Below are 21,098 nucleotides of genomic sequence, written 5' to 3' on the forward strand. Positions count from 1 at the left end.
TGACACCGCCAATGCCCAATTCCCTTCAGTTACTGTTAAAAAGACCGATAGCCGGAGGGACGTCATCTGCACTGCCTGTTCAGGGTGGTCTGCAGGGTATCAAAAGGACGGGGTACTCAGGCAAGGGACTTTTGCATATACAGCGGGACAATAATGAAACAAACAATGTCAAATCTCTCCATTTTGCAGCGCGTCTATCTGGGCTTCGCTATTTTAGTGGCCGTGATGGTGGCCAGTTCACTGCTCACATTTCGCAGTCAGCAGACCCTGGGGAATGCGCTGGATCAGGTCACCCAGCAGTCGATGCCGCTGGTGATCGCCAGCAGCCAGACCCAGATCACCCTGCTCAGCGCCAACAAATGGCTGGGGGATGTGCTCACCGAGCAAGATCCCAAGCTGTTGCCCGCCGAGGTGGCGGAGTTAAAGCAGGCCAAGGCCGAGGTCGACAAGACGCTGGGCACCCTGCGCCAGCAGCTGGCTCATCATCCTGAGTTGCAGGGTGAGATGGGTGCCCTTGGCCAACAGGTCGACCGCTATCTGCAACTGACCGACACCCTGCCTGGTGAACACGAGGCGTTGCTGGCCCGACTGCACAAGGTCAATCTGGCCAAGGGGCAGTTTCAGGTCAGCCTGCCCCAGTTCAAGAAGAGTCTGGGTGACATGATGATCACCATCGACGATAGCTTCATCAAGATGCTCTCCGAGACCCTGACCACCAAACTCTCCGCCATCGAACTCTCCACCATGGATGCCCTCAACCAGACCATTCCGGCACCCATCGAAGGGGCGCTCAAGCGCAACAAGATGCAGATCGAAGGGTTCAACAGCACCATCAAGGATCTGCAGGGGGAGCTGAAGAATTTCGACAACGACATGGGCCACTATGTTCACGGCTTTGTGCGTGATACCACCGCCAGCGAGGGGGTGCTCTCCCAATATCTGGCGCTGATGAAGCAGCAAGAGCAGATGCGGGAGAAGAGCAAGCAGGCCAGTGCCTTGATCGTCGAGATCCAGCATCGGCTTGAGCAGATCACCGGCCAGAGCCAGCAGTTGATGGGCCAGAGCATTGCGCACGCCAGAGCGGTGCAGAGCCAGAGCACCCTGACCCAGGGGGCCAGCATTGTGGTCGCCATCCTGATCGCCATGCTGGTGGCCTACACCCTGGGCAAGGCCATTCGCCGTCCGCTCAAAGAGCTGCTGCAGGTACTGACCTGTGTGACCCGGGGCGACATGACCCAGCGCATCGGCTTTCGCAGCAACAACGAATTTGGTCAGTTGGCTAGCCAGATCAACCTGCTGATCGCCCAGATGGGGGAGGTGCTGGCCCAGCTTTCACAGGCATCGACCCAGCTTAACGATGCCGCTCACGGCAACCGCCACACCACCGAAGCGGTGCGGGCAGATCTGGAGAAACAGCGCCAGGAGACCGCCTCGGTCGCCGCGGCCATGACCCAGATGGAAGCCTCGGTGCGTGAAGTGGCGCAGGCGGCCAACCAGACCCTGGAGCGGGTGCAGGATGTGGAGAAGGCCTCCGAAATGGGGCGCAAGGTGATGGCGGGTAACATCACCACCACCCACCAGCTGGCGGGCAAGTTGCAACAGACCGGCAAGGTGATTGGCGATGTGAGCGCCATGAGCAGCCAGATCGGCAATATCCTCGATGTTATTCGCGGCATCGCCGAGCAGACCAATCTGCTGGCCCTCAACGCCGCCATCGAAGCGGCGCGGGCCGGCGAGCAGGGGCGCGGCTTTGCGGTGGTGGCGGATGAGGTGCGCAGTCTGGCGGGCCGCACCGCCCAGTCCACCAGCGAGATCCAGACCATGATCGAGAACCTGCAGCAGGGGGTCGCCAAGGCGGTGACCGTGATGCAGGAGTGCTCCCGCGAGATGGACAGCTGTGTCGATCAGAGCTCTCATGCCAACAACGCCATGGAGGAGGTGCAGGGGATCGTGGTGCTGATCAGCGACATGTCGAGCCAGATCGCCTCTGCCGCCGAGCAGCAGCAGGCCACCAGCGCCGATATCGCCAGCAACCTCAACCGCATCTCCGATATCTCGGATCTCAACTATCAGGGGATCGAGCGGGTGGCCGAGACCAGCCAGCAGCTGGACTCCCTTGCCGAGCAGCAGGAGAGCCTGGTCAAGCGCTTCCGTCTCATCGCCTGATGAGTCGGCACTTAAAACAACAAGGCCCTGCAGATGCGGGGCCTTGTTGTTAATGGGGTTAGCTGAGCGCTTAGGCGTAGGCGATCGCGCCCTTGCCCACACCTTCATAGGCGACAATCTTGACGAATTTATCGCCCACCATCTGCTTCACTTCGCGGGCGATGTAGCAGGCCAGCAGCTCGACCGTGGTATCGGTGTCGATCATCTCCACCTCGGCGGCGGGAATGGCCAGCTGGAACAGCCCTTGCGGTGCCACATATTTGAAACCCAGATGGTGATCACCCAGCTGGGCATTGGCGCGAGAGCTCAAGGAGAGCTCGGTCAGCGCCACCTTGTCCTCTTCGGTGCCGAGGTAGATATCGCCCCAGCGTTCGGCCCAGTTGAGTTCCAGTTCATCATCGCGCTCACCATCCACGTGGATCTCGATGGGAGAGCGGTGGCCGTGGGCGATGCGCTGGCAGTTGCCATCGTGCTTTTTCAGGCCGTGGCTGTAGTGGTAGAAGGCACCGGTGATCGCCTCCTGACGCAGGGTCAGGGAGAGATCCTTGATATTGTCCGGCAGCCGTTTGGCCAGTACCGCCAGCAGGTAGCGGGTCACCGACTCTTTATCGACATGGGGGGCAGGGATAAAGGCAAAGCCCTGGGTCGGGCAGCGCAGGTGGATGGAGCGCTCCGGGCGCAGCAGATCCACCGTGCTCTCGTCACCGTCCAGGGTCTCGATGTGGATCAGCGGGCAGCCGGTCGGCACCAGCAGCTTGTGATCCACCTCTTCATCGATGATCGATTTGATCAGCTTCTTTACCCGGCCAAAGTCCAGCAGCATGCTCATTTCGTTGAGCTCACCGCTCATTTCGATATCTACCAGCCAGCTCTCGCCCACCATGCCGCGGCGTTCGCACAGGTAGCTGGAGTCGATCACGGTCAAATCTCTTACAAATAACTTCATCAGTCAGGCCTTGCTATAGCGAAAGGGCAGTTTGCGATATTATGACTCGCGATTATCGGCAAAGGAACTGGAACCCCCCATGAACAAACTGCTTATCAAGAATGCCACCCTGGTCAACGAAGGCCGTATCTATGCTTCCGACGTATTGATTGAGGGGGAACGGATTGCCCGCATTGCACCCGATATCGAGGCGCCGGATGCACTGGTCATCGATGCCGCAGGTCGTCACCTGATCCCCGGAATGATCGATGATCAGGTCCACTTCCGGGAGCCGGGGTTGACCCACAAGGGCACCATCGCCAGTGAATCCCGGGCCGCCGTCGCCGGTGGCACCACCAGTTTCATGGAAATGCCCAACGTTAATCCCCAGACCACTACCCTCGATGCCCTCGAAGCCAAATACCAGATCGCCGCCAACTCCTCCGCGGCCAACTACAGCTTCTATCTCGGCGCCACCAACGACAACCTTGAAGAGATCAAACGGCTCGATCCCAAGCAGTCCTGCGGGGTCAAGGTGTTCATGGGCTCCTCGACCGGCAACATGCTGGTGGATAACCAGGAGACCCTGGCGGCTATCTTCCGCGACTGTCCGGTGATGATCGTCACCCATTGCGAAGACACCCCGACCATCGCCAAGGCGGAAGAGGCGGCGCGGGCCAAGTGGGGTGAGGATGTGCCGATGGGCGAGCATGGCCGCATTCGCAGTGACGAAGCGTGCTACAAATCCTCCAGCATGGCGGTGGCATTGGCCAAGCAGTACGGCGCCAAGCTGCACGTGCTGCATCTGACCTCCGCCAAGGAGCTGTCGCTGTTTACCGCCAGCCACGATCTGAGCGAGCTGAAAGACAAGAACATCACCGCCGAGGTGTGTGTCCATCATCTGTTCTTTAACGACACCGATTACGACACCCTTGGCAGCCAGATCAAGTGCAACCCGGCGGTGAAGAGTACCGCCGATCAACATGCGCTGCTCGATGCGGTGCGCAACGACGTGCTTGATATCATCGCCACCGACCACGCCCCCCACACCTGGGAGGAGAAGCAGAACAGCTACTTCAAGGCGCCGTCTGGCATTCCGTTGGTGCAGCACTCCCTGCAGGCACTGCTGGAGCTCTATCACAACGGCGTGTTCAGTCTGGAGACCATCGTCAAGAAAACCTCCCACGCGGTGGCCGAGCGCTTCCAGGTCGAGGATCGCGGTTATATCCGCGAGGGTTACTTCGCCGATCTGGTGCTGCTGGATCTGGGCAAGCCATTTGTGGTCAACGATGACAACATTCTCTACCACTGTGGTTGGTCGCCCTTCAATGGCTACCGCTTCCATAGCACGGTGGAGATGACTCTGGTGAACGGCCAGATCGCCTGGCAGAACGGTCAGGTCAGTGACGGGATTTTGGGCAAGCGGCTGACCTTTAACCGCTGATCGTTCGTAAAGCAAGCGAACGCACCATAGACGGGGTTTTGCTCTCTTTTCCTTGTTGACAGGGCGGGGTCATCTCCATAAACTCTGCCCCCGTCAGCCGAGCTGACTCCGTCGGTGTGTAGCGCAGCCAGGTAGCGCATCTGCATGGGGTGTAGAGGGTCGGAGGTTCGAATCCTCTCACACCGACCAAATTCCCCGGTAAAGGCCTTGTCAAACGACAAGGCCTTTTCTTTTGCGCGCAATTCGACGCACAGGTGCGAAGCCAGTGGTGGTGCGCGCTGGTCGCTGTTAGCGCGAGCAGATTGTGCAGTCACCGCGCTTTGTGGTGTAGTAACAACTCTGTTGCTCATTTGCCTGTAGAGGCCCCTCGTGTCTGCATCCGTATCTAAACCCTGTTGCCTGCTGATGCTCACCCTGCTGCTGGTGGGCTGCGCCACTCCCTACGAGAGTCAAAAGTCGTTCTGGAACGGCCAGACCGGTTTCTCCCAGACCCGGCTTAGCCCTGACAAGTGGCAGCTGGAGTTTGTCGGCAACGACCTGGTGGACAGAGAGACCGCCCGCAAATATGTGCTCAAGCGGGCAGGGGAGTTGGCGCTGGCAGAGGGCTACTCCTGGCTCAAGGTCGATGAGCTGACCATTACCCGCGATGCCGTCAGCGTGACCCCATCACGGCCGGTCTTCGGTTTTGACGAAGATGAGCCGGATCTCTTTATGGCCCAGATGCAGGTGCAGCACCGTATCTCGGCGCTGCTCACTTTCCGTTTGTTGCGACAGGCTGTCGATCAGCAGAGTCTGTCTGCTAAATATCTGGCAGAAATAAAAACAAGCAGTGATTAATAGTGCCTTTTTGCAAGATCCATATCACATACACCTAATGACAGCATAAAATTCTAGTCAAGCCTCTGGATTTAGCCCCTGCTTTTAGGCATTCTCCCAGCATACCGGCCGCCAGGAATCAACGGCCCGGATCACAAAAACGGACTGTAGTGGCTCCCACGCCATTGTTTACGGCTTGCACCAATCAAACCCGGGACTCCCCCATGAAAATGAATAAACTGACGGTTGCCATTCTCATCGCCATGATGTTTGGCATCCTAACCGGCCAGGGCTATCGCATGTTTGCCGCAGATCAGGCTGCGGATTTTGCCAATAACATCACCATCCTCACCGATATCTTCCTGCGACTGATCAAGATGATCATCGCCCCGCTGGTGTTCACCACGCTGGTGGTCGGCATCGCCAAGATGGGCGATACCCGCACTGTCGGCCGTATCGGCGCAAAAACCCTCGGCTGGTTCATGCTGGCCTCCCTGATGTCCCTGAGCCTGGGTCTGGTGATGGTGACCTGGATGCAGCCGGGTGTGGGTCTCTCCCTCTCCCTGCCCAATGACACCGCCAGTTCAGGGATTGCGGCCGGTGCCATTAGCCTGAAAGATTTCGTGACTCACGCCATTCCCAAGAGCGTGGTCGAGGCGATGGCCACCAACGAGATCCTGCAGATCGTGGTGTTCTCGCTGTTCTTCGGTCTGGCTGCCGCCGCGCTCGGCGATCTGGCCAAGCCGGTGGTGGTGCTGATGGCCAGCGCCGCCGAGATCATGCTGAAAGTGACCGGTTACGTGATGAACTTTGCGCCGTTCGCGGTATTCGGTGCCATCGCCGCCATGGTCGCCAAAGAGGGGCTGGGTATTCTGGTCACTTACGGCAGCTTTATGGCCCAGTTCTACATCGCGCTGGCCTGCCTCTGGCTGCTGCTGATCGCCATGGGCAGCATTTTCCTGCGTGGTCGCGTCATCAAGCTGCTGGCGATGATCCGCGAACCCATCCTGTTGGCCTTCTCTACCGCCAGCTCTGAAGCTGCCTATCCGAAGACCCTGGATCGTCTGGAGAAGTTTGGTTGTGACAAGCGCATCGCCAGCTTCGTGCTGCCTATGGGTTACTCCTTCAACCTCGACGGCTCCATGATGTACTGCACCTTCGCGGTGATGTTCATCGCCCAGGCGTATGGCATCGAACTCTCCATGGCCCAACAGATCACCATGCTGCTGCTGCTGATGGTCACCTCCAAGGGGATGGCCGGGGTACCGCGCGCCTCCCTGGTGGTGATTGCCGCCACCCTCAACCAGTTCCATATTCCGGAAGCGGGCATCCTGCTGCTGCTGGGTATCGACCACTTCCTCGACATGGGCCGCTCTGCCACCAACGTGCTGGGTAACGCCATCGCCGCCAGCGTGGTTGCCAAGACCGAAGACAGTCTGGGCGAAACCGACGCGCTGGGTGACGGTGAACCGGCCAAGGCATAACCATGGCTTGAGCTGACCACAAGGTTGGTTGGTTGCACGAAAAATCCCCGTCATCACCATGACGGGGATTTTTTTATATGGCGGGTTTTAGAATCCCGAGCCCGGTTGCTGCAAAAATGCCGCCTCTTCCGGCGTGCTGGTGCGACCCAGTATGTCGTTGCGATGGGGGAAGCGGCCAAAGCGCTCGATGATCACCTGATGGCGGCGGGCAAAGTCGGCAAATCCTGCGAAGGTCGCTTGCGCTGGTGTACCGGCCTGCTCTGCCGCCAGTGCCTCGAACAGGGCCACGCTTCTGGTCTGTTGTTCGCGGGATTCGGCATGCTCCAGCGGCAGATAGAAGAAGACCCGCGCCAGTGGCGAGAGGGATGTATCTGCCCCGATAGACACCCCTTTCAGGCAGAGATCCCGTGCCAGCGGATCCTGGGCAAAGGCTGCTGGCGTGCCGCGATGGATATTGCGGGGCAGCTGGTCGAGCAGCAGGATCAGCGCCAGCCTGCCGTCCGGTAGATCGGCCCAGTGGGCGAGGGAGCCCTCGGCTGCGGCCTGTGTCAGCTCGCCGAAGCGGCTGGCCAGCAGAGCATCCGTTTCGCTGCTTTTTCCCCACCAGAGGGGGGCTTGCCGTTTGGCCCGGATGGCGTCATTGGCCTCGTCGCCAAACCAGAGATCGAGCAGAGGTTGCCAGGGTTGCATGGGAACTCCTTGGATGTGATGCAGAGGGAACCGAGATCAAGAGGAAACCAAGATCAAATGGCTCTGGGATGCTGCCGAAGCGGCGGCTTCTCGTTACACTGTGCCATCTTTTGCCGCAAATAATGACCCTTTGATGGCAGGCGCCCGTTTATCGGCGCAGCCTGTGACGATAGCCCGCCGGCACCCTGACTCCTGCGGTTCGGGATGACGGTGGCGGGTGGCGATGCCAAGGGGGGTTACCACTGATATAAGGAATCTTTGATATGGCCGGAACCAGTTTGTTGGCCCTGCTCGATGATATCGCCAGCGTGCTCGATGACGTGGCGCTGATGACCAAGGTGGCGGCCAAAAAGACCGCAGGGGTGCTGGGGGACGATCTCGCCCTCAACGCGGAGCAGGTCTCCGGGGTGCGGGCCGAGCGGGAGCTGCCGGTGGTGTGGGCGGTGGCCAAGGGCTCATTTCGCAACAAGCTTATTCTGGTGCCCGCCGCCATCGCCATCAGTGCGCTGGTGCCCTGGCTTATCACCCCGCTGTTGATGCTGGGGGGCGCCTACCTCTGCTTTGAGGGGGCCGAGAAGCTGGCCCACAAGTTCCTGCCCCATGAAGCGAGCGAGGGTGAGGCACACGCCGACCCCATTCCCGACGATCTGGTCGCTTTTGAGCAGCAGAAGGTGAAAGGGGCGATCCGCACCGATTTTATTCTCTCTGCCGAGATCATCGTCATCGCCCTTGGCACGGTACAAGGGGCAAGCCTCGCCCTGCAACTCTCGGTGGTGGCGGGCATCGCCTTGCTGATGACGGTGGGGGTCTACGGGTTGGTGGGGCTGATCGTCAAGCTCGACGACATTGGTCTGCATCTGTTGCAAAAGCCCGATGGCAGCGCCCTGCGCCGCGCGGTGGGGCAGGGGCTGCTGGTGACGGCGCCACGTCTGATGCACCTGCTGGCACTGGTCGGCACCATCGCCATGTTTATGGTGGGGGGTGGCATTCTGGTGCATGGCTGGCCTTTTGCCCATCACCTGATTGAAGGCGCTGCCGCCGTTGTTGCCACTCTGCCCACCGTGGGGGCCGTGCTGGCAGCGGTGACACCGACCCTGCTCAACGCCGTGGCCGGTGTGGTGGCTGGTCTGCTGCTGGTTGCGGTGATGACCCTGGTGAGCCGCCTTGCCCCGGCCAAGGGATAAATGAGCTTGCAGGCCATTGTCTCTTTTTCTCTTTTCATTTTTCTGCCTTCGGGCTTGTTCTGTCTGCGGGACGCGGGGCCTCGGGCCCGGTGCCCGCAGGCCTGTTGCGCCTCCCGATAAAGGCCTTTGCGAGAAGCTATGTATCAACAACAGTGGAATAACGACCATATCTACCCGGGCCTCGACAGCCCCGAGCTGGAAGCGGACATGAGTGCCGCCCGCGGCGCGCTGGAGCAGCTTGCCAGCTATATGACGGGTCTGGACGAGGTGCGCGGTGATGATGCCGCGCTACAGGATTTTTTGCGGGAAGTGCGGCTGCGCGCCCGTGATATCCGCCATATCGGCTGGAACGTCGCCATTCTGGCTGCGTGTCGCGGTAGCCAAGATGCGCGGGATCCGCAGGCCAAACAGCTGGCGTCCCGTGCCCGCGCCCTCAATGCCGATCTGTTCAAGACCCTGGCGCCGGTGGAAGATCTGATGCTGGCGCTGCCGGAAGAGGAATTCGTCGAACTGATGAGAGAGCCGCTGCTCGGTGAGGAGGCGTACCGCTTGCGCCATGAGCGTCGCTTGCAGGATCAGCGCCTGCCGGTGGAGGCGGAGCAGCTGGTGATTGGTCTGGGCACCGATGGCCTGCACGGCTGGGGCAACCTCTACAACGATCTGGTGGGCAAGATCCGCTTAACCATTGATGGCCGCGAGATGGGGCTGGCCGAGGCGAGCAATCAGCTCTCCAGCCCGGTGCGCGCGTTGCGTCTTGAGGCGTTTGATGCCATCAGTGCCGGTTGGCAAGGGGAGCAGGAGACGGTCGCCGCCATCCTCAATGCCCTCAACGGCTGGCGGCTGGAGCTGGCCCGCCAGCGCGGCAAAACCCGTTTGCTCGATGCGCTGGATCTCTCTTGCCACCAGAGCCACATCGAGCGCACCACCCTCGATGCCCTGATGAGCGAAACATACCGGGCCCGTGGGCTGGGTCAGCGCGCCTTGGGGCTGATGGCCTCGCGGCTCGGCCTTGACGAGCTGGGGCCGGAGGATCTCTTTGCGCCGCCTCCGGCTGCTAGCAGCCGCGACATTCCTTTTGATGAGGCGATCGCGCTGATTGCCGATGCCTTTAGCCGTTTCGATCCCGAAATGGGGGAATTTGCCCGCATGATGGCCGAGAAGGGGTGGATTGATGCGGCCCCCACGCCAAATCGCCGCACCGGCGCCTATTGCACCAAGTTTGCCGCGCCGGTGGAGCCGCGGGTGTTTGTCACCTATGCCGGTACCATGGATAACGTCATCACCCTGGCACACGAGCTGGGTCACGCCTGGCACAACTGGGTCATTCGCGACCTGCCGATGAGCCAGCGCAGCTACCCCATGACGCTGGCCGAAACCGCCTCCATCTTCGCCGAAACATTGGTGCGCAGCGCTCTGTTTGAACTGGCGCAAAGCCCGCAAGAGCAGCTGGCCATCGCCTGGGCGGAAGCCGACGGCGCCGCCACCTTCCTGGTCAATATCCCGGCCCGCTTCGATTTCGAGCAGACGCTGGTAGCGGAGCGTGCTGATGGCTACGTGTCTGCCGAGCGGCTCAAGGTATTGACCGATGAGGCGTGGGGGCGCTGGTATGAGGGGAGCCTGACCCGCTATCACCCGATGTTTTGGGCCGCCAAGGCGCACTTCTCCATCGCGGGGCTCGGCTTTTACAACTACCCCTATCTGTTTGGCTATCTGTTCAGCCTCGGGGTCTATCAGCAGTTGATGAGCCGCAAAGCGGCAGGGGAAGAGAACGTGGCAGAGGCCTACCGCGCCTTGCTGCGCGATACCGGCCGGATGAGCGCCGAAGATCTGGTGGCCAAACATCTGGGGCAGGATATCCGTGAGGCTGCCTTCTGGCAGGGGAGTCTGGCACAGGTAGCGCAGGCGGTAGAGCGCTTCGCACAGCTGCCCGCCTGATTGGCTGAGTGGTGATGTGAGTCACAGGCCCCCGGACAGTTTTGCTGTCCGGGGGCCTGTTGGTTATGCCTGCTCCTGCTTTGGTTGGACCGGGCCGACCAGCAATGGCTTGGTCTGGTGGGTCAGATCCGGTTGGTAGCCGTTGAAGAAGAGGTTGAGCACCACCGAGCTGATGGTAGCCAGCAGGATGCCGCTATGGACCAGTGGTTGCAGCGCTGCCGGAAAGTGCTGGAAGAAGTTCCCCGAGACAGTCGGGATCATGCCAAGACCGAGGCTGATAGCGACAATGTAAAGGTTGTGGCGATTGCCGTTGTAATCAGCACGGGCCAGGATGCGAATGCCGGTCGCCAGCACCATGCCAAACATCACTATGCCAGCGCCCCCCAGTACGAAAGGAGGGATGGAGGCAACCATCAATGACATTTTTGGGATCAGGCCAAAGGCGAGCAAGATCCCTCCCGACATCACGCAGACCCAGCGACTCGACACACCGGTCACGCTTACCAGCCCGATATTTTGGGAAAAGGAGGTGTGGGGAAAGCTGTTGAAGACCCCGCCGATAATGGTGCCGATGGCATCAACCCGTAGCCCGCGCACTATGTCGCCGCGACTGGCCGGATGGCCGACGATGTCGCCAAGGGCCAGAAACATTCCCATCGATTCGATAAAGGTGATGAGCATGATCACCGTTAGGGTGGCGATGGAGATAGGGTCGAAGGTGGGCCAACCAAAGGCGAACGGCACTATGGGAGCAAACCAGGCCGCGTCGCCAAGGCCATCAAGGCTCACTTCGCCCATACCGATGGCCACCACGAAGCCGAAGATGATCCCCAGCAGCACCGAGATATTGCTGAAAAAACCCTTGGTGAAACGGGTCACCAGCAAGATGAAGGCGAGCACCGCAAAGCTGGTGCCGATATAGCGCAGGCTGCCATATTCCGGATTGCCCTTGCCCCCCGCCATCCAGTCGATCCCCACCTGCATGATGCTGATCCCGATGGAGGTGATGACCACCCCGGTCACGACGGTGGGGAAGAGTGGCATCAGTCGGCCGATCAGCGGCACCAGCAGGGTGGAGATGATACCGGCGGCGATGGTGGCGCCAAAGATGCCGGTCAGCCCCAGATCCGGGTTGGCACCGATGGCCAGCATTGGCATCACGGCGGCAAAGGTGACCGACATGATGACCGGCAGCCGGATCCCGGCAAAGCGGCCAATCCCGACACATTGCAGCAGGGTGACGATGCCACAGCAGAAGAGATCAGAACTGATCAGATAGGATATTTGATCCTTGGGCAGCCCCAGACTGCCGCCAATCACCAGTGGCACCGCCACGGCACCGGCATACATCACCAACACATGTTGCAGGCCCAGGGTAAAGAGCTGGCCCATGGGGAGCATGCGCTCCACTTCATCCACCGGGCACTTGCGCGTACCCGGTCGGGGGGAGGGGGGATTGGTCTCGTTCATGAACACAGCACTCCTTGAAGCCCGCGCAACCGCCACAGGCAAGATAGTGAAAGCCGCAGCTTTCCCGGTCATTGATAGCGAGCATGGTCTGACGTACCCGATCCATCCGCAGGTGTGATGAGGGGATCTGGTGCTGGCCTTGGTCAGTGCACAAAACATGCACAACTCCGGTCATGAGCGAAAACGTTTGGCTGTAACGCCTTGTTTTTGTGGGGTGAGCCACATCCCGGCCTAATAAATGTTCTGGTCAGGGGGCGGGAGTGCGCAGCGGCATCTCAGATTGGTAAGCGTTTTATCATTATCGGTCTGGCGATCTCACTTTGATAGCTGCGGCCGGGCAAGAGCCTGATGGCGCCCCCTTGCCCCACGATGTAATCAGGGGGCAGGGCGTGATCCAAAGCAAGAAAGTGCGATGTTTTGGTGGCGCACGGGGCCGCCGCTGGGGTAGTTTCGATAAAACCGACACAGATCCTGAGGTCTTATCCATGATCATCTATCTGCATGGCTTTGATGCCACCAGCCACGGCAATCACGAAAAAGTGCTGCAGTTGCAGTTTATTGATGATGATGTGCGTTTCGTGCACTACAGCACGGTTCATCCCCGTCATGACATGAGCCACCTGCTCAAGGAAGTGAAGAAGCAGCTCGACATGAGTACCGATCCCAAGCCGCTGATCTGCGGTGTGGGGCTCGGTGGCTACTGGAGTGAGCGGATCGGCTTTCTGTGCGGCATTCGCCAGGTGATTTTCAACCCCAACCTCCATCCGGCAGAGACCATGCAGGGCAAGATCGACCGGCCAGAGGAATATGACGATATAGGCACCAAGTGTGTAACTGAATTTCGTAAGAAAAATTCAGGAAACTGCCTGTGCATCCTTTCCGTTCAGGATGAAGTGCGCGATAATCGGGACACTGAACGTGAATTGAAGAACTATTACGACATTGTGTGGGATGAGCGCGAGACCCATAAATTCAAGAATATCTCGCACCATCTGCAGCGGATGAAGGCCTTCAAAGAAGCTTGAATCATCACGTCGACCGATTTCGTTTTAGGGAGCCACTGGCTCCCTTTCGTTTTGAGGAACCAAGGAAAAATCATCATGATGAATATTGTCGTTGTCGGCGGCGGCGCCGGTGGTCTGGAGCTGGCCACCAGTCTGGGTCGCAAGCTGGGCAAGAAGAACAAGGCCAAGATCACCCTGGTTGATCGTAACCGTACCCACTTGTGGAAGCCGTTGCTGCACGAAGTGGCCACCGGCTCCATGGACGCGGGCATCGATGCCCTGAGCTACCAGTCCCATGCCAAGAACCACGGGTTTGATTTCCAGCTCGGCACCCTGACCGACATCCAGCGCGACGAAAAGCGCATCGTGCTGGCACCGATCCATGACGAAAATGGCGAGATCGTGGTCAATGAGCGCGCCGTGCCTTATGACATGCTGGTGATGGCCATCGGCTCTGTTTCCAACGATTTCAACACCAAGGGGATCAAGGATCACTGCATCTTCCTCGATAGCCCCTCCCAGGCGCACCGTTTCCACAACAGCATGATGAACCGCTTCCTGCAGTTCGCCACTGAATACCAGCCGGGTGACAAGGTGAAGATCGCCATCGTCGGCGGCGGCGCCACCGGTGTTGAACTCTCTGCCGAGCTCTACAACGCGGTTGAGCAGCTTTATGCCTACGGCTTCAAAAACCTCACGGCCGATAGTTTGAAAGTGACACTGGTGGAAGCGGGCCCCCGCATCCTGCCTGCCCTGCCGGAGCGTATCAGCGGCGCCGCCCATCAGGAGCTGGTCAAGCTGGGGGTGGACGTGCGTACCGCCACCATGATCACCGAAGCGACCAGCGAAGGTCTGCACACCAAGGATGGCGAGCTGATTGAAGCGGATCTGATGGTGTGGGCCGCCGGTATCAAGGCGCCGGACTTCATGAAGGATATCGCTGGCCTTGAGAGCAACCGCATCAATCAGCTGGTGGTGAAAGAGACTCTGCAGACCACCCGTGACGAGAACATCTTCGTGATCGGTGACTGCGCCGCCTGCCCGCAGCCGGATGGCAAGTTTGTGCCGCCGCGTGCCCAGTCTGCCCACCAGATGGCCAGCCAGGCGTTCAAGAACATTCTGGCCAAGATGAACGGTGGCGAGATGAAGCCTTACCTCTACCACGACCACGGTTCGCTGGTGTCCCTGAGCCGCTTCTCCACCGTGGGCAGCCTGATGGGTAACCTGATGCGTGGCTCCATGATGGTGGAAGGCTACATGGCGCGTATGGTCTACATCTCGCTGTACCGGATGCACCAGGTCGCCCTGCACGGCTACGTCAAGACCGGCCTTATCATGCTGGTGGGCCGCATCAACCGCGTACTGCGCCCGACCCTGAAGCTGCACTAAGCAGAATTCAGAATGGAAAAAGGAGAGACTATGGTCTCTCCTTTTTTATCGGCGCTTGTCAGGGAAAAAGGGAGCTATTGGCCCAGATAGGTGCGATCGAAGAAGGTGTTGACCCAGTGGGGACGGTAGATGGCCAGCACCGTCATCGCCATGCCGTTGAGCAGGGCTTCGGGGAACAGCAGCAGTGGCCAGATGGAGAGGTAATCCGCCGTGATGGTGTGCCAGGGGTAGCTGTCGCTCAGCCCCATCAGCAACGCGCTGGCCGCCACCTTGACCGAGATGGTGATGGCGCCGCCGAGAAACGCCGCCACGAAGATATAGACAAAGAGATGGCGTGGCAGCCAGGCCCAGCTGGCCAGAAACAGCAGCCAGCTGGTAGCCACCGGCAGGGCGATACCAAGCAGCGCTTGCCAGCCAAAGTCAGCCAGATTGGTGACCCCGAAGTAACCGAGCACCAGCAGGGTCAGACAAGGGGCGAGCAACGCCAGTCGCCAGCCCAGCAGCAGGGTGAGGGTGGTGAGCCCGAGAAAATGCACTTCCAGCCCCTCATGCAAACCGGCCCGCAAATACCAGAGAGGAACGAGAGCGATGGCACTGCCGAGCAACAGGTGCTGATAGAGTGGGGTGCCATGGAGGGTTTGCCACAAAGAGCGGCGCAGGCTAAAGGCCAGTAGTACCAGCCAGATCAGGAGGGCGGCGAGTTGTCCTTCACTCATCTTGTCGTCCATTCATGCAGTAAGGGGTGACTCCGGGCGGCCTTCCTGACCTGCCCATAGCAAAGCAGGCTGACGAGTCAGCCTGCTTTCACCATCAATATTTGACGTTGTGATGGTACTTGCCGAGGATGCCCTTGACCCGTTCCATGACCTCTTTGCTGGGGGGCTTGATCCCGCTCAGCTCGTAAGGGTCGCCCAACACATCCCACTTGTGTTTGCCCAGTTCATGGTAGGGGAGCAGTTCGATCTTCTCGACGCTGTCGCCCAGTTCGGCGATAAACTGGCCGAGCCCTTCGGCGCTCTCTTCATCGTCGCTCCAGGTTGGCACCACCACGTAGCGGATCCAGATAGTCTTGCCTTTGGCGGCCAGATAGCGGGCAAACTCCAGGGTATAGCGGTTGCTGACGTGGGTCAGCGGAATGTGTTTATCGTCATTGATCTGCTTGATGTCGAGCAAGACCAGATCGGTATGTTCAAGCAGCTTGTCGACCTGTTCATCGAGATGACGGACGAAGCCGTTGGTGTCGAGGCAGGTGTGAATACCCTGCTCTTTACAGGCGGCAAACAGTTCGGTGATGAAGGCCGGTTGCAGCATGGCTTCACCGCCGGAGGCGGTCACCCCGCCGCCAGAAGCGTTCATGAAGTGACGATAGCTGGTGATGTCCTTCATCAACTCCGGCACTGTCACTTCACGACCACCCTGGGTATCCCAGGTATCGCGATTATGGCAGTACTTGCAGCGCATCAGGCAGCCTTGCATGAATACGATAAAGCGTATTCCCGGACCATCGACAGTGCCGCAGGTTTCAACGGAATGGATCCGGCCAAGGGTGCCTTGAGATGCGGCCGGTTGGCTGATTTCAACGGCTGGGATCCGATTAATGACAGTCATAGACAACTCCAACGATTCGAGCAGGACGTTATTTTATTACATAAACCCCTATTGATCCTACACCTTTAGTCTGGCGCCCGGCTGCCGAGCAGCTGCTCAAGGGCCTTGACGGTGAGCGGGCGGCTGGTGAGGTATCCCTGATAATGCTGGCATCCCAGCCCTTTGAGGATGGCCAGCTGCGCCTCCTCTTCCACCCCTTCGGCGGTGACGGTAAAGCGGAATACCTGAGCCAGGTCGAGGATCGCCTTGACGATGGCCCTGTCCTGTTCGCTGTGCACCAGGGTCTGAATGAAGCTTCTGTCCAGCTTCACCTCATCGGCGGGCAGATCCCGCAAATAGGCCAGTGACGAGTAGCCGGTGCCAAAATCATCGATGGAGATGAGGATACCCAGCTCCTTCAATTGGCGCATTCGGGCTATGCTCTCGCGCCGATTTTCCAGCACCACCGATTCGGTCACCTCCAGCAGCAGGCGGGAGGGGGGCACGCCGGTATCGCGCAGTATGTACTCCACCTGTTGCACGAAGCCCTGGGTGTGGAACTGGCGGGCACTGACGTTGACCGACAGATGGGGGATCTGCAAGCCACGGTTGAGCCAGAAGCTGTATTGGGCGCAGGCGGTTTTCATCACCCAGTAGCCAATCTCGAGGATCAGGCTGGTCTCCTCGGCGATGGGGATAAACTCGGCGGGCGGCACCATGGTGCCATCGCTACGCTGCCAGCGCAGCAGCGCCTCTATGCCCGACAGCGAGCCATTATCGACCCGGTATTGCGGCTGGTAGTGCAGGTGCAGCTCGTGATGACGCAGGGCATCGCGCAGCTCATTGGTGAGGGTCAGCCGGTTCTTCTCGTGCTGGGCCATCGCCTCGGTGAAGAAGACATAGTTGCCCTGACCGGCTCGCTTGGCCATGTGGGTCGCGGTGTCGGCCTGTTGCATCAGGATCAGATGATCCGTCTCGTTGCTGGAGAAGAGGCTGATCCCCACCGAGGCGCTGCAGTGCAGCTTGTGATCGCCGATGTCGAACGGGGTGCGAAACAGCCCCATCAGCTCGCGGGCAAAGTGCTCGGCCAAAATTTTGGCGGTGACTGCCCCCTGTCCAAGCTGGGTAAAGAGCAGGGCAAACTCATCCCCTGAAATGCGCGCCTGCACCAGATTGTCCTGGGGAAGATCCTGGAAACGCAGCACCACTGCCTGCAGCAGTTGATCGCCACAGGCGTGGCCGAGGGAGTCGTTGATCGACTTGAAGTTATCGAGATCCAGCAGCAGCAGGGCGCCCCACTGACCACTGGGTTCGCTCAGGGTTTGCTGCAAAATCGTGTTGAGGCTGCGCCGATTACGCAGGCCACAAAGCTCGTCATAGTAGGCAAGCTGCTCGATGTGCCTGGCCGCCTCTTTCTCTTGAGTGATGTCGTAGAAGCTGCAGATGAAATGGCTCAGCTCCCCCAGATCATTGTTGACGCCACTGACCATCAACCGGATTGGCAACAGGTGGCCATCCCGGTGCAGGCAGCGCTCTTCTCCGAGCCAGAATGCCTGCTCGGTGACGGTGCGGGTGACATCCACCCTCAGGTTATCCCCGTAGTAGGTGGGGCGCAGTTTACGAATGGAGTGACCGATCACCTCAACGTCACTGAATCCGGTGATCCGGCTGAAGGAGTGGTTAACCTTGAGAACGATGCCGCTCTGATCCATCACCAGCAGACCATCATGGGTATTGAAGGCCACTTCCGCCAGCCGCAGGGCGTCGTCGGCAGCCAGACGCTGCAGCTCGATAGCGGCCCGCTCGTGCTGGCTGCTCAGCAAGTCGAGCAAGGTGTCAGGATCGCTCAACGGCGTGTCTAGCAGCAGAGTGAGCTGCCCGATCGGGGTACTATCCGGGCCATGTAGTGGAATGCCTATATAAGCGCTGGCATTGAGGGCCAGTAAGCGCGGCGCTTTGGGGTAGCGCAATGGCAGATCTTCCACATAGATAGCCTTGCCATGCTGGAACAGCTCCAGGGCAGGACCGGGATCTAGCTGGATAGGTTTACGGGGGCATAATGCCTCTTCGTTACAGACGTAGCGGGGAATAATCCAGAGTTCCTGGCCGCGGGGCTGAAACTCGCCGACCCAGCCAATGCGAGCACCGCTGGTGGCCATGGCCCAGTGAACCAGGGTTTCGCAATAACGGATCCCGGTCAGGTGATTGAGCTCGGCAGGCAATGCCAGTTCAGGCTCCTGCTGGCTGGGCTGCCAGTTGCCGAGCAACTGGGCACAGTGGCGAACCAGCAGCAACATATCGTCACTGAATGGCGTGGGGTCGAGATATTCCAGACTCAGCACCCCGAACAGCTTGTCCTGCTCCAGCAGGGCGCCATCGAGGCGCGAGCGAACACCGGCACTGGTCAGATAGAGATGGTTGCTCAGCATCGGCTGGTGGGCCGCTTCCGAGAAGCTCAACGATTTGCGGGTGCGCAGGGCGCGAATATAGCGGCTGTCCCCGCGAATGGGGTAGAGCGCCTCGACCCCCAAGGTGAACACCGGGGTGAGCTGCTCGCAGCCCAGATCGCCATTGGCCTGATAGTGCCAAAGGATGAGCCGATCGGCCCCCAAACTCTCTTTAAGGGCCTCAAGCAGCAGCGCATACTGCTGCTGGCTCGCCATCTGGCTGAGCCGTGGCAACTGCAAGCCCAGATCGGCAACCGGCGCTTGTCGCAGGTTTTGCAGGCAGATGAGCCAAAAGCCATCCTGCTCGTGGGCAAGGGCGATGTGCCACAGCTGGTTGGCAAAGCGCACTGTGATCTTGCCGCCCTGGCCATTGGCCAACAGTTGTTCAATGGGCAGTCGCAGGGCATCGGGCAGCTGGGCAGGCCAGGGGGCGCGCGGCTCGTCGAGCCAGTAGAGCGGGGTTTGCATCACGTCGGTCAGGGCGACCAGCCGTTGACTGCGCAGATCCAGCCGGAAAAAGAGCGGCGTCTGGAGGGCAGGAGGAAGATGACTCAGTGCGGTAGACGACATGAACAAACAACATCCTGTTAAACAACTGTCGGGGTTGCAAGAATACTGCAAAATTGTGTGAAACAAAATTTCATTGAATTCTAAATTAGAAAAGTCTAATTTATTGCCAATTATCACGTATGAGGAGTCTTGCAGATGAAACGGATCCTGATTATCGGTGGTGTCGCGGGGGGCGCATCGGCAGCGGCTCGCGCTCGTCGTTTGAGTGAAGAGGCTGAGATAGTAATGTTCGAGCGGGGCGAATTTGTCAGCTTCGCCAACTGCGGTCTGCCCTACCACATCGGGGGCGATATCCCCAATCGGGATGCCTTGTTGCTGCAGACTCCCCAGAGTTTCAAGCGCCGTTTCAACGTCGATGTGCGGGTGTTCCACGATGTGATCGAGATCGACAAGGCGGGCAAGACCTTGCTGGTGCGCAACCTGCAAACCGGTGAAGAGCAGCGCGAGCATTACGATGTGCTGTTGTTGAGCCCGGGGGCGGCGCCGATCCGTCCTCCTTTCCCCGGCATCGACAGCCCCCATGTCTATACCCTGCGCAATATCCCGGACATGGATCGCATTCTGGCGGGCCTGCACCACGATCAGCCGCGCCACGTCACCGTGGTGGGAGGCGGCTTTATCGGGCTGGAGATGATGGAGGCGCTGCACCAGCGCAAGCTGGATGTCACCCTGCTGGAGCTGGCCGATCAGGTGATGGCACCGGTGGACAAGGAGATGGCCAACATGCTCCATGCCCGCATCCGCGAAGAGGGGATCGATCTGCGGCTGCGCACCGGCCTCTCCGCCATCGAGAGTCTGGATCTGCCTGCCGAGAAGACCTCCGCCGTGCCGACCGCCAACAGCGGTGGCCTGCGTCTGACCCTCAATGACGGTTCACACCTTGATACCGGTCTGCTGATCCTCGCCATCGGCGTCAAACCGGAAACCCTGCTCGCCGCCAAGGCGGGGCTGGAGCTGGGCCCGCGTGGTGGCATCAAGGTGGATGCCGGGATGCGCACCTCGGATCCCTTTATCTATGCGGTGGGGGATGCGGTGGAAGAGACTGATTTTGTCACCGGCGAGTCTGTGCTGATCCCGCTGGCGGGCCCGGCCAACCGGCAGGGACGCATCGCCGCCGACAACATGCTGGGCCGCAGCGAAACCTATAAGAAGACCCAGGGCACGGCCATCTGCAAGCTGTTCGATCTGGCGGTGGCCAGCACGGGCCTCAACGAGAAGCGACTGGTACAGCTGGGGCTGCCGTTCGAGAAGGTCTATGTCCACCCGGGCAGCCACGCCGGTTACTACCCGGGGGCCCATCCGGTCAGCCTCAAGCTGCTGTTTGCCCCGGATGGCAAGATTTATGGCGCACAGGCCATCGGCAAGGATGGCATCGACAAGCGCATCGACGTACTGGCGGTGGCCCAGCGTGCCGGTCTCACCGTGTTTGACCTGCAGGATCTGGAGCTCACCTATGCGCCGCCCTTTGGCTCGGCCAAGGATGTGATCAACATGGCGGGCTTTGTGGCGAGCAACCACCTGAAGGGGGACACCCTGCTCTGCCACGTGGCCGAGGTGCAGGCCCGCAACCCCCATCAACTGGTGGTGGATGTGCGCAACGGCCCCGAGCTCGACAAGCTGGGCCGCATCCCCGGTGCCCTGCATATCCCCCTCGACGAGTTGCGTGGTCGCCTCCATGAGCTGCCCAAGGACAAAGAGCTGCTGATCAGCTGTCAGGTTGGGTTGCGCGGTCACGTCGCTTGCCGCCTGCTGAGCCAGCACGGCTTTAAAGTGAAGAATCTCTCCGGCGGTTTCAAAACCTGGCAGATGGCCACCGCCGAGTAACCGTTTTATTTCTGTGCCTGTTTGCCCCTCTCCCTTGTGCGTGCAAGATGAGGGGCTTTTTGTCTCTGCAGTTTGCCCTCCTTGCATCCCCCCTTGTTGCGGCAATATTTCGACACACTTTTTTTCCTGTGCCGGACAAAATTAACGTTTTGTTCAGGGGATG

15 protein-coding genes and 1 tRNA gene are annotated in these 21,098 nt (G+C 59.6%); 10 read left to right on the top strand and 6 right to left on the bottom strand.

Annotation, left to right across the window (positions count from 1 at the left end; genetic code table 11):
- Positions 1 to 153 precede the first annotated feature (153 nt).
- On the top strand, positions 154 to 2,166 hold the full coding sequence (locus ACY8FN_RS11570; protein WP_463100085.1) for a methyl-accepting chemotaxis protein: 2,013 nt from the start codon (positions 154 to 156) through the stop codon (positions 2,164 to 2,166).
- 70 nt (positions 2,167 to 2,236) lie between these two features.
- Here ACY8FN_RS11570 and ACY8FN_RS11575 read toward each other — a convergent pair whose 3' ends face one another.
- Positions 2,237 to 3,112, bottom strand: coding sequence for a 6-carboxytetrahydropterin synthase (locus tag ACY8FN_RS11575; RefSeq protein ID WP_463100086.1), 876 nt, complete (start codon positions 3,110 to 3,112; stop codon positions 2,237 to 2,239).
- Between the two features lie 79 nt (positions 3,113 to 3,191).
- Between ACY8FN_RS11575 and ACY8FN_RS11580 the strand changes: the two genes are divergently transcribed.
- The 4 genes from ACY8FN_RS11580 to ACY8FN_RS11595 all read left to right on the top strand — a co-directional run bounded on the left by ACY8FN_RS11580 (position 3,192) and on the right by ACY8FN_RS11595 (position 6,835).
- Positions 3,192 to 4,535 (top strand): dihydroorotase, encoded by a 1,344-nt coding sequence (locus ACY8FN_RS11580; RefSeq protein ID WP_042022181.1) that lies wholly within the window; start codon positions 3,192 to 3,194, stop codon positions 4,533 to 4,535.
- A 112-nt stretch (positions 4,536 to 4,647) separates the two neighbouring features.
- Positions 4,648 to 4,724 (top strand) — tRNA-Pro (locus tag ACY8FN_RS11585).
- A 216-nt stretch (positions 4,725 to 4,940) separates the two neighbouring features.
- Positions 4,941 to 5,372 carry a CC0125/CC1285 family lipoprotein gene (locus ACY8FN_RS11590; RefSeq protein WP_463101161.1) on the top strand — a complete coding sequence of 144 codons (432 nt, stop codon included), beginning with the start codon at positions 4,941 to 4,943 and terminating at the stop codon, positions 5,370 to 5,372.
- A gap of 203 nt (positions 5,373 to 5,575) precedes the next feature.
- Positions 5,576 to 6,835 (top strand): dicarboxylate/amino acid:cation symporter, encoded by a 1,260-nt coding sequence (locus ACY8FN_RS11595; protein WP_101324324.1) that lies wholly within the window; start codon positions 5,576 to 5,578, stop codon positions 6,833 to 6,835.
- Positions 6,836 to 6,922: 87 nt separating this feature from the next.
- Here the strand turns inward: ACY8FN_RS11595 and ACY8FN_RS11600 are convergent, their stop codons facing one another.
- A complete protein-coding gene (locus ACY8FN_RS11600; protein WP_463100087.1) occupies positions 6,923 to 7,525 on the bottom strand; it encodes a DUF924 family protein in 603 nt (200 codons plus the stop codon).
- Between the two features lie 263 nt (positions 7,526 to 7,788).
- Here ACY8FN_RS11600 and ACY8FN_RS11605 point away from each other — a divergent pair, with 263 nt between their 5' ends.
- The gene (locus ACY8FN_RS11605) at positions 7,789 to 8,709 is read left to right on the top strand and encodes a DUF808 domain-containing protein (protein ID WP_463100088.1); all 921 of its coding nucleotides are present in this window, start codon (positions 7,789 to 7,791) and stop codon (positions 8,707 to 8,709) included.
- A 138-nt stretch (positions 8,710 to 8,847) separates the two neighbouring features.
- Positions 8,848 to 10,644, top strand: a complete 1,797-nt coding sequence (locus ACY8FN_RS11610; RefSeq protein WP_463100089.1) for a M3 family oligoendopeptidase — start codon at positions 8,848 to 8,850, stop codon at positions 10,642 to 10,644.
- Positions 10,645 to 10,707: 63 nt separating this feature from the next.
- On the opposite strand, the gene ACY8FN_RS11615 is transcribed toward ACY8FN_RS11610, so the two are convergent.
- Positions 10,708 to 12,114 (bottom strand): nucleobase:cation symporter-2 family protein, encoded by a 1,407-nt coding sequence (locus tag ACY8FN_RS11615; RefSeq protein WP_101321406.1) that lies wholly within the window; start codon positions 12,112 to 12,114, stop codon positions 10,708 to 10,710.
- A gap of 485 nt (positions 12,115 to 12,599) precedes the next feature.
- Here ACY8FN_RS11615 and ycfP point away from each other — a divergent pair, with 485 nt between their 5' ends.
- Both ycfP and ACY8FN_RS11625 read left to right on the top strand, forming a co-directional pair.
- Positions 12,600 to 13,139 carry an alpha/beta hydrolase YcfP gene (ycfP, locus tag ACY8FN_RS11620; RefSeq protein ID WP_463101162.1) on the top strand — a complete coding sequence of 180 codons (540 nt, stop codon included), beginning with the start codon at positions 12,600 to 12,602 and terminating at the stop codon, positions 13,137 to 13,139.
- A gap of 75 nt (positions 13,140 to 13,214) precedes the next feature.
- The gene (locus ACY8FN_RS11625; protein ID WP_101324329.1) at positions 13,215 to 14,507 is read left to right on the top strand and encodes an NAD(P)/FAD-dependent oxidoreductase; all 1,293 of its coding nucleotides are present in this window, start codon (positions 13,215 to 13,217) and stop codon (positions 14,505 to 14,507) included.
- Between the two features lie 74 nt (positions 14,508 to 14,581).
- On the opposite strand, the gene ACY8FN_RS11630 is transcribed toward ACY8FN_RS11625, so the two are convergent.
- From ACY8FN_RS11630 to ACY8FN_RS11640, 3 genes are all read right to left on the bottom strand, one after another.
- Positions 14,582 to 15,223, bottom strand: a complete 642-nt coding sequence (locus ACY8FN_RS11630) for an energy-coupling factor ABC transporter permease (RefSeq protein ID WP_463100090.1) — start codon at positions 15,221 to 15,223, stop codon at positions 14,582 to 14,584.
- Positions 15,224 to 15,317: 94 nt separating this feature from the next.
- A complete protein-coding gene (pflA, locus tag ACY8FN_RS11635; RefSeq protein ID WP_463100091.1) occupies positions 15,318 to 16,115 on the bottom strand; it encodes a pyruvate formate lyase 1-activating protein in 798 nt (265 codons plus the stop codon).
- Positions 16,116 to 16,180: 65 nt separating this feature from the next.
- A complete protein-coding gene (locus ACY8FN_RS11640) occupies positions 16,181 to 19,111 on the bottom strand; it encodes a sensor domain-containing phosphodiesterase (protein ID WP_463100092.1) in 2,931 nt (976 codons plus the stop codon).
- 135 nt (positions 19,112 to 19,246) lie between these two features.
- Here ACY8FN_RS11640 and ACY8FN_RS11645 point away from each other — a divergent pair, with 135 nt between their 5' ends.
- Positions 19,247 to 20,935 (top strand): FAD-dependent oxidoreductase, encoded by a 1,689-nt coding sequence (locus tag ACY8FN_RS11645; RefSeq protein WP_463100093.1) that lies wholly within the window; start codon positions 19,247 to 19,249, stop codon positions 20,933 to 20,935.
- Positions 20,936 to 21,098 lie beyond the last annotated feature (163 nt).

Source organism: Aeromonas sp. 160P (assembly GCF_055193095.1).

Coding starts and splice junctions, on each gene's coding strand:
- ACY8FN_RS11615 (WP_101321406.1), bottom strand. CDS start 12,114: ATGAACGAGACCAATCCCCCCTCCCCCCGACCGGGTACGCGCAAGTGC.
- ACY8FN_RS11595 (WP_101324324.1), top strand. CDS start 5,576: ATGAAAATGAATAAACTGACGGTTGCCATTCTCATCGCCATGATGTTT.
- ACY8FN_RS11605 (WP_463100088.1), top strand. CDS start 7,789: ATGGCCGGAACCAGTTTGTTGGCCCTGCTCGATGATATCGCCAGCGTG.
- ACY8FN_RS11575 (WP_463100086.1), bottom strand. CDS start 3,112: ATGAAGTTATTTGTAAGAGATTTGACCGTGATCGACTCCAGCTACCTG.
- ACY8FN_RS11640 (WP_463100092.1), bottom strand. CDS start 19,111: ATGTCGTCTACCGCACTGAGTCATCTTCCTCCTGCCCTCCAGACGCCG.
- ACY8FN_RS11610 (WP_463100089.1), top strand. CDS start 8,848: ATGTATCAACAACAGTGGAATAACGACCATATCTACCCGGGCCTCGAC.
- ACY8FN_RS11590 (WP_463101161.1), top strand. CDS start 4,941: ATGCTCACCCTGCTGCTGGTGGGCTGCGCCACTCCCTACGAGAGTCAA.
- ACY8FN_RS11570 (WP_463100085.1), top strand. CDS start 154: ATGAAACAAACAATGTCAAATCTCTCCATTTTGCAGCGCGTCTATCTG.
- ACY8FN_RS11600 (WP_463100087.1), bottom strand. CDS start 7,525: ATGCAACCCTGGCAACCTCTGCTCGATCTCTGGTTTGGCGACGAGGCC.
- pflA (WP_463100091.1), bottom strand. CDS start 16,115: ATGACTGTCATTAATCGGATCCCAGCCGTTGAAATCAGCCAACCGGCC.
- ACY8FN_RS11645 (WP_463100093.1), top strand. CDS start 19,247: ATGAAACGGATCCTGATTATCGGTGGTGTCGCGGGGGGCGCATCGGCA.
- ycfP (WP_463101162.1), top strand. CDS start 12,600: ATGATCATCTATCTGCATGGCTTTGATGCCACCAGCCACGGCAATCAC.
- ACY8FN_RS11580 (WP_042022181.1), top strand. CDS start 3,192: ATGAACAAACTGCTTATCAAGAATGCCACCCTGGTCAACGAAGGCCGT.
- ACY8FN_RS11625 (WP_101324329.1), top strand. CDS start 13,215: ATGATGAATATTGTCGTTGTCGGCGGCGGCGCCGGTGGTCTGGAGCTG.
- ACY8FN_RS11630 (WP_463100090.1), bottom strand. CDS start 15,223: ATGAGTGAAGGACAACTCGCCGCCCTCCTGATCTGGCTGGTACTACTG.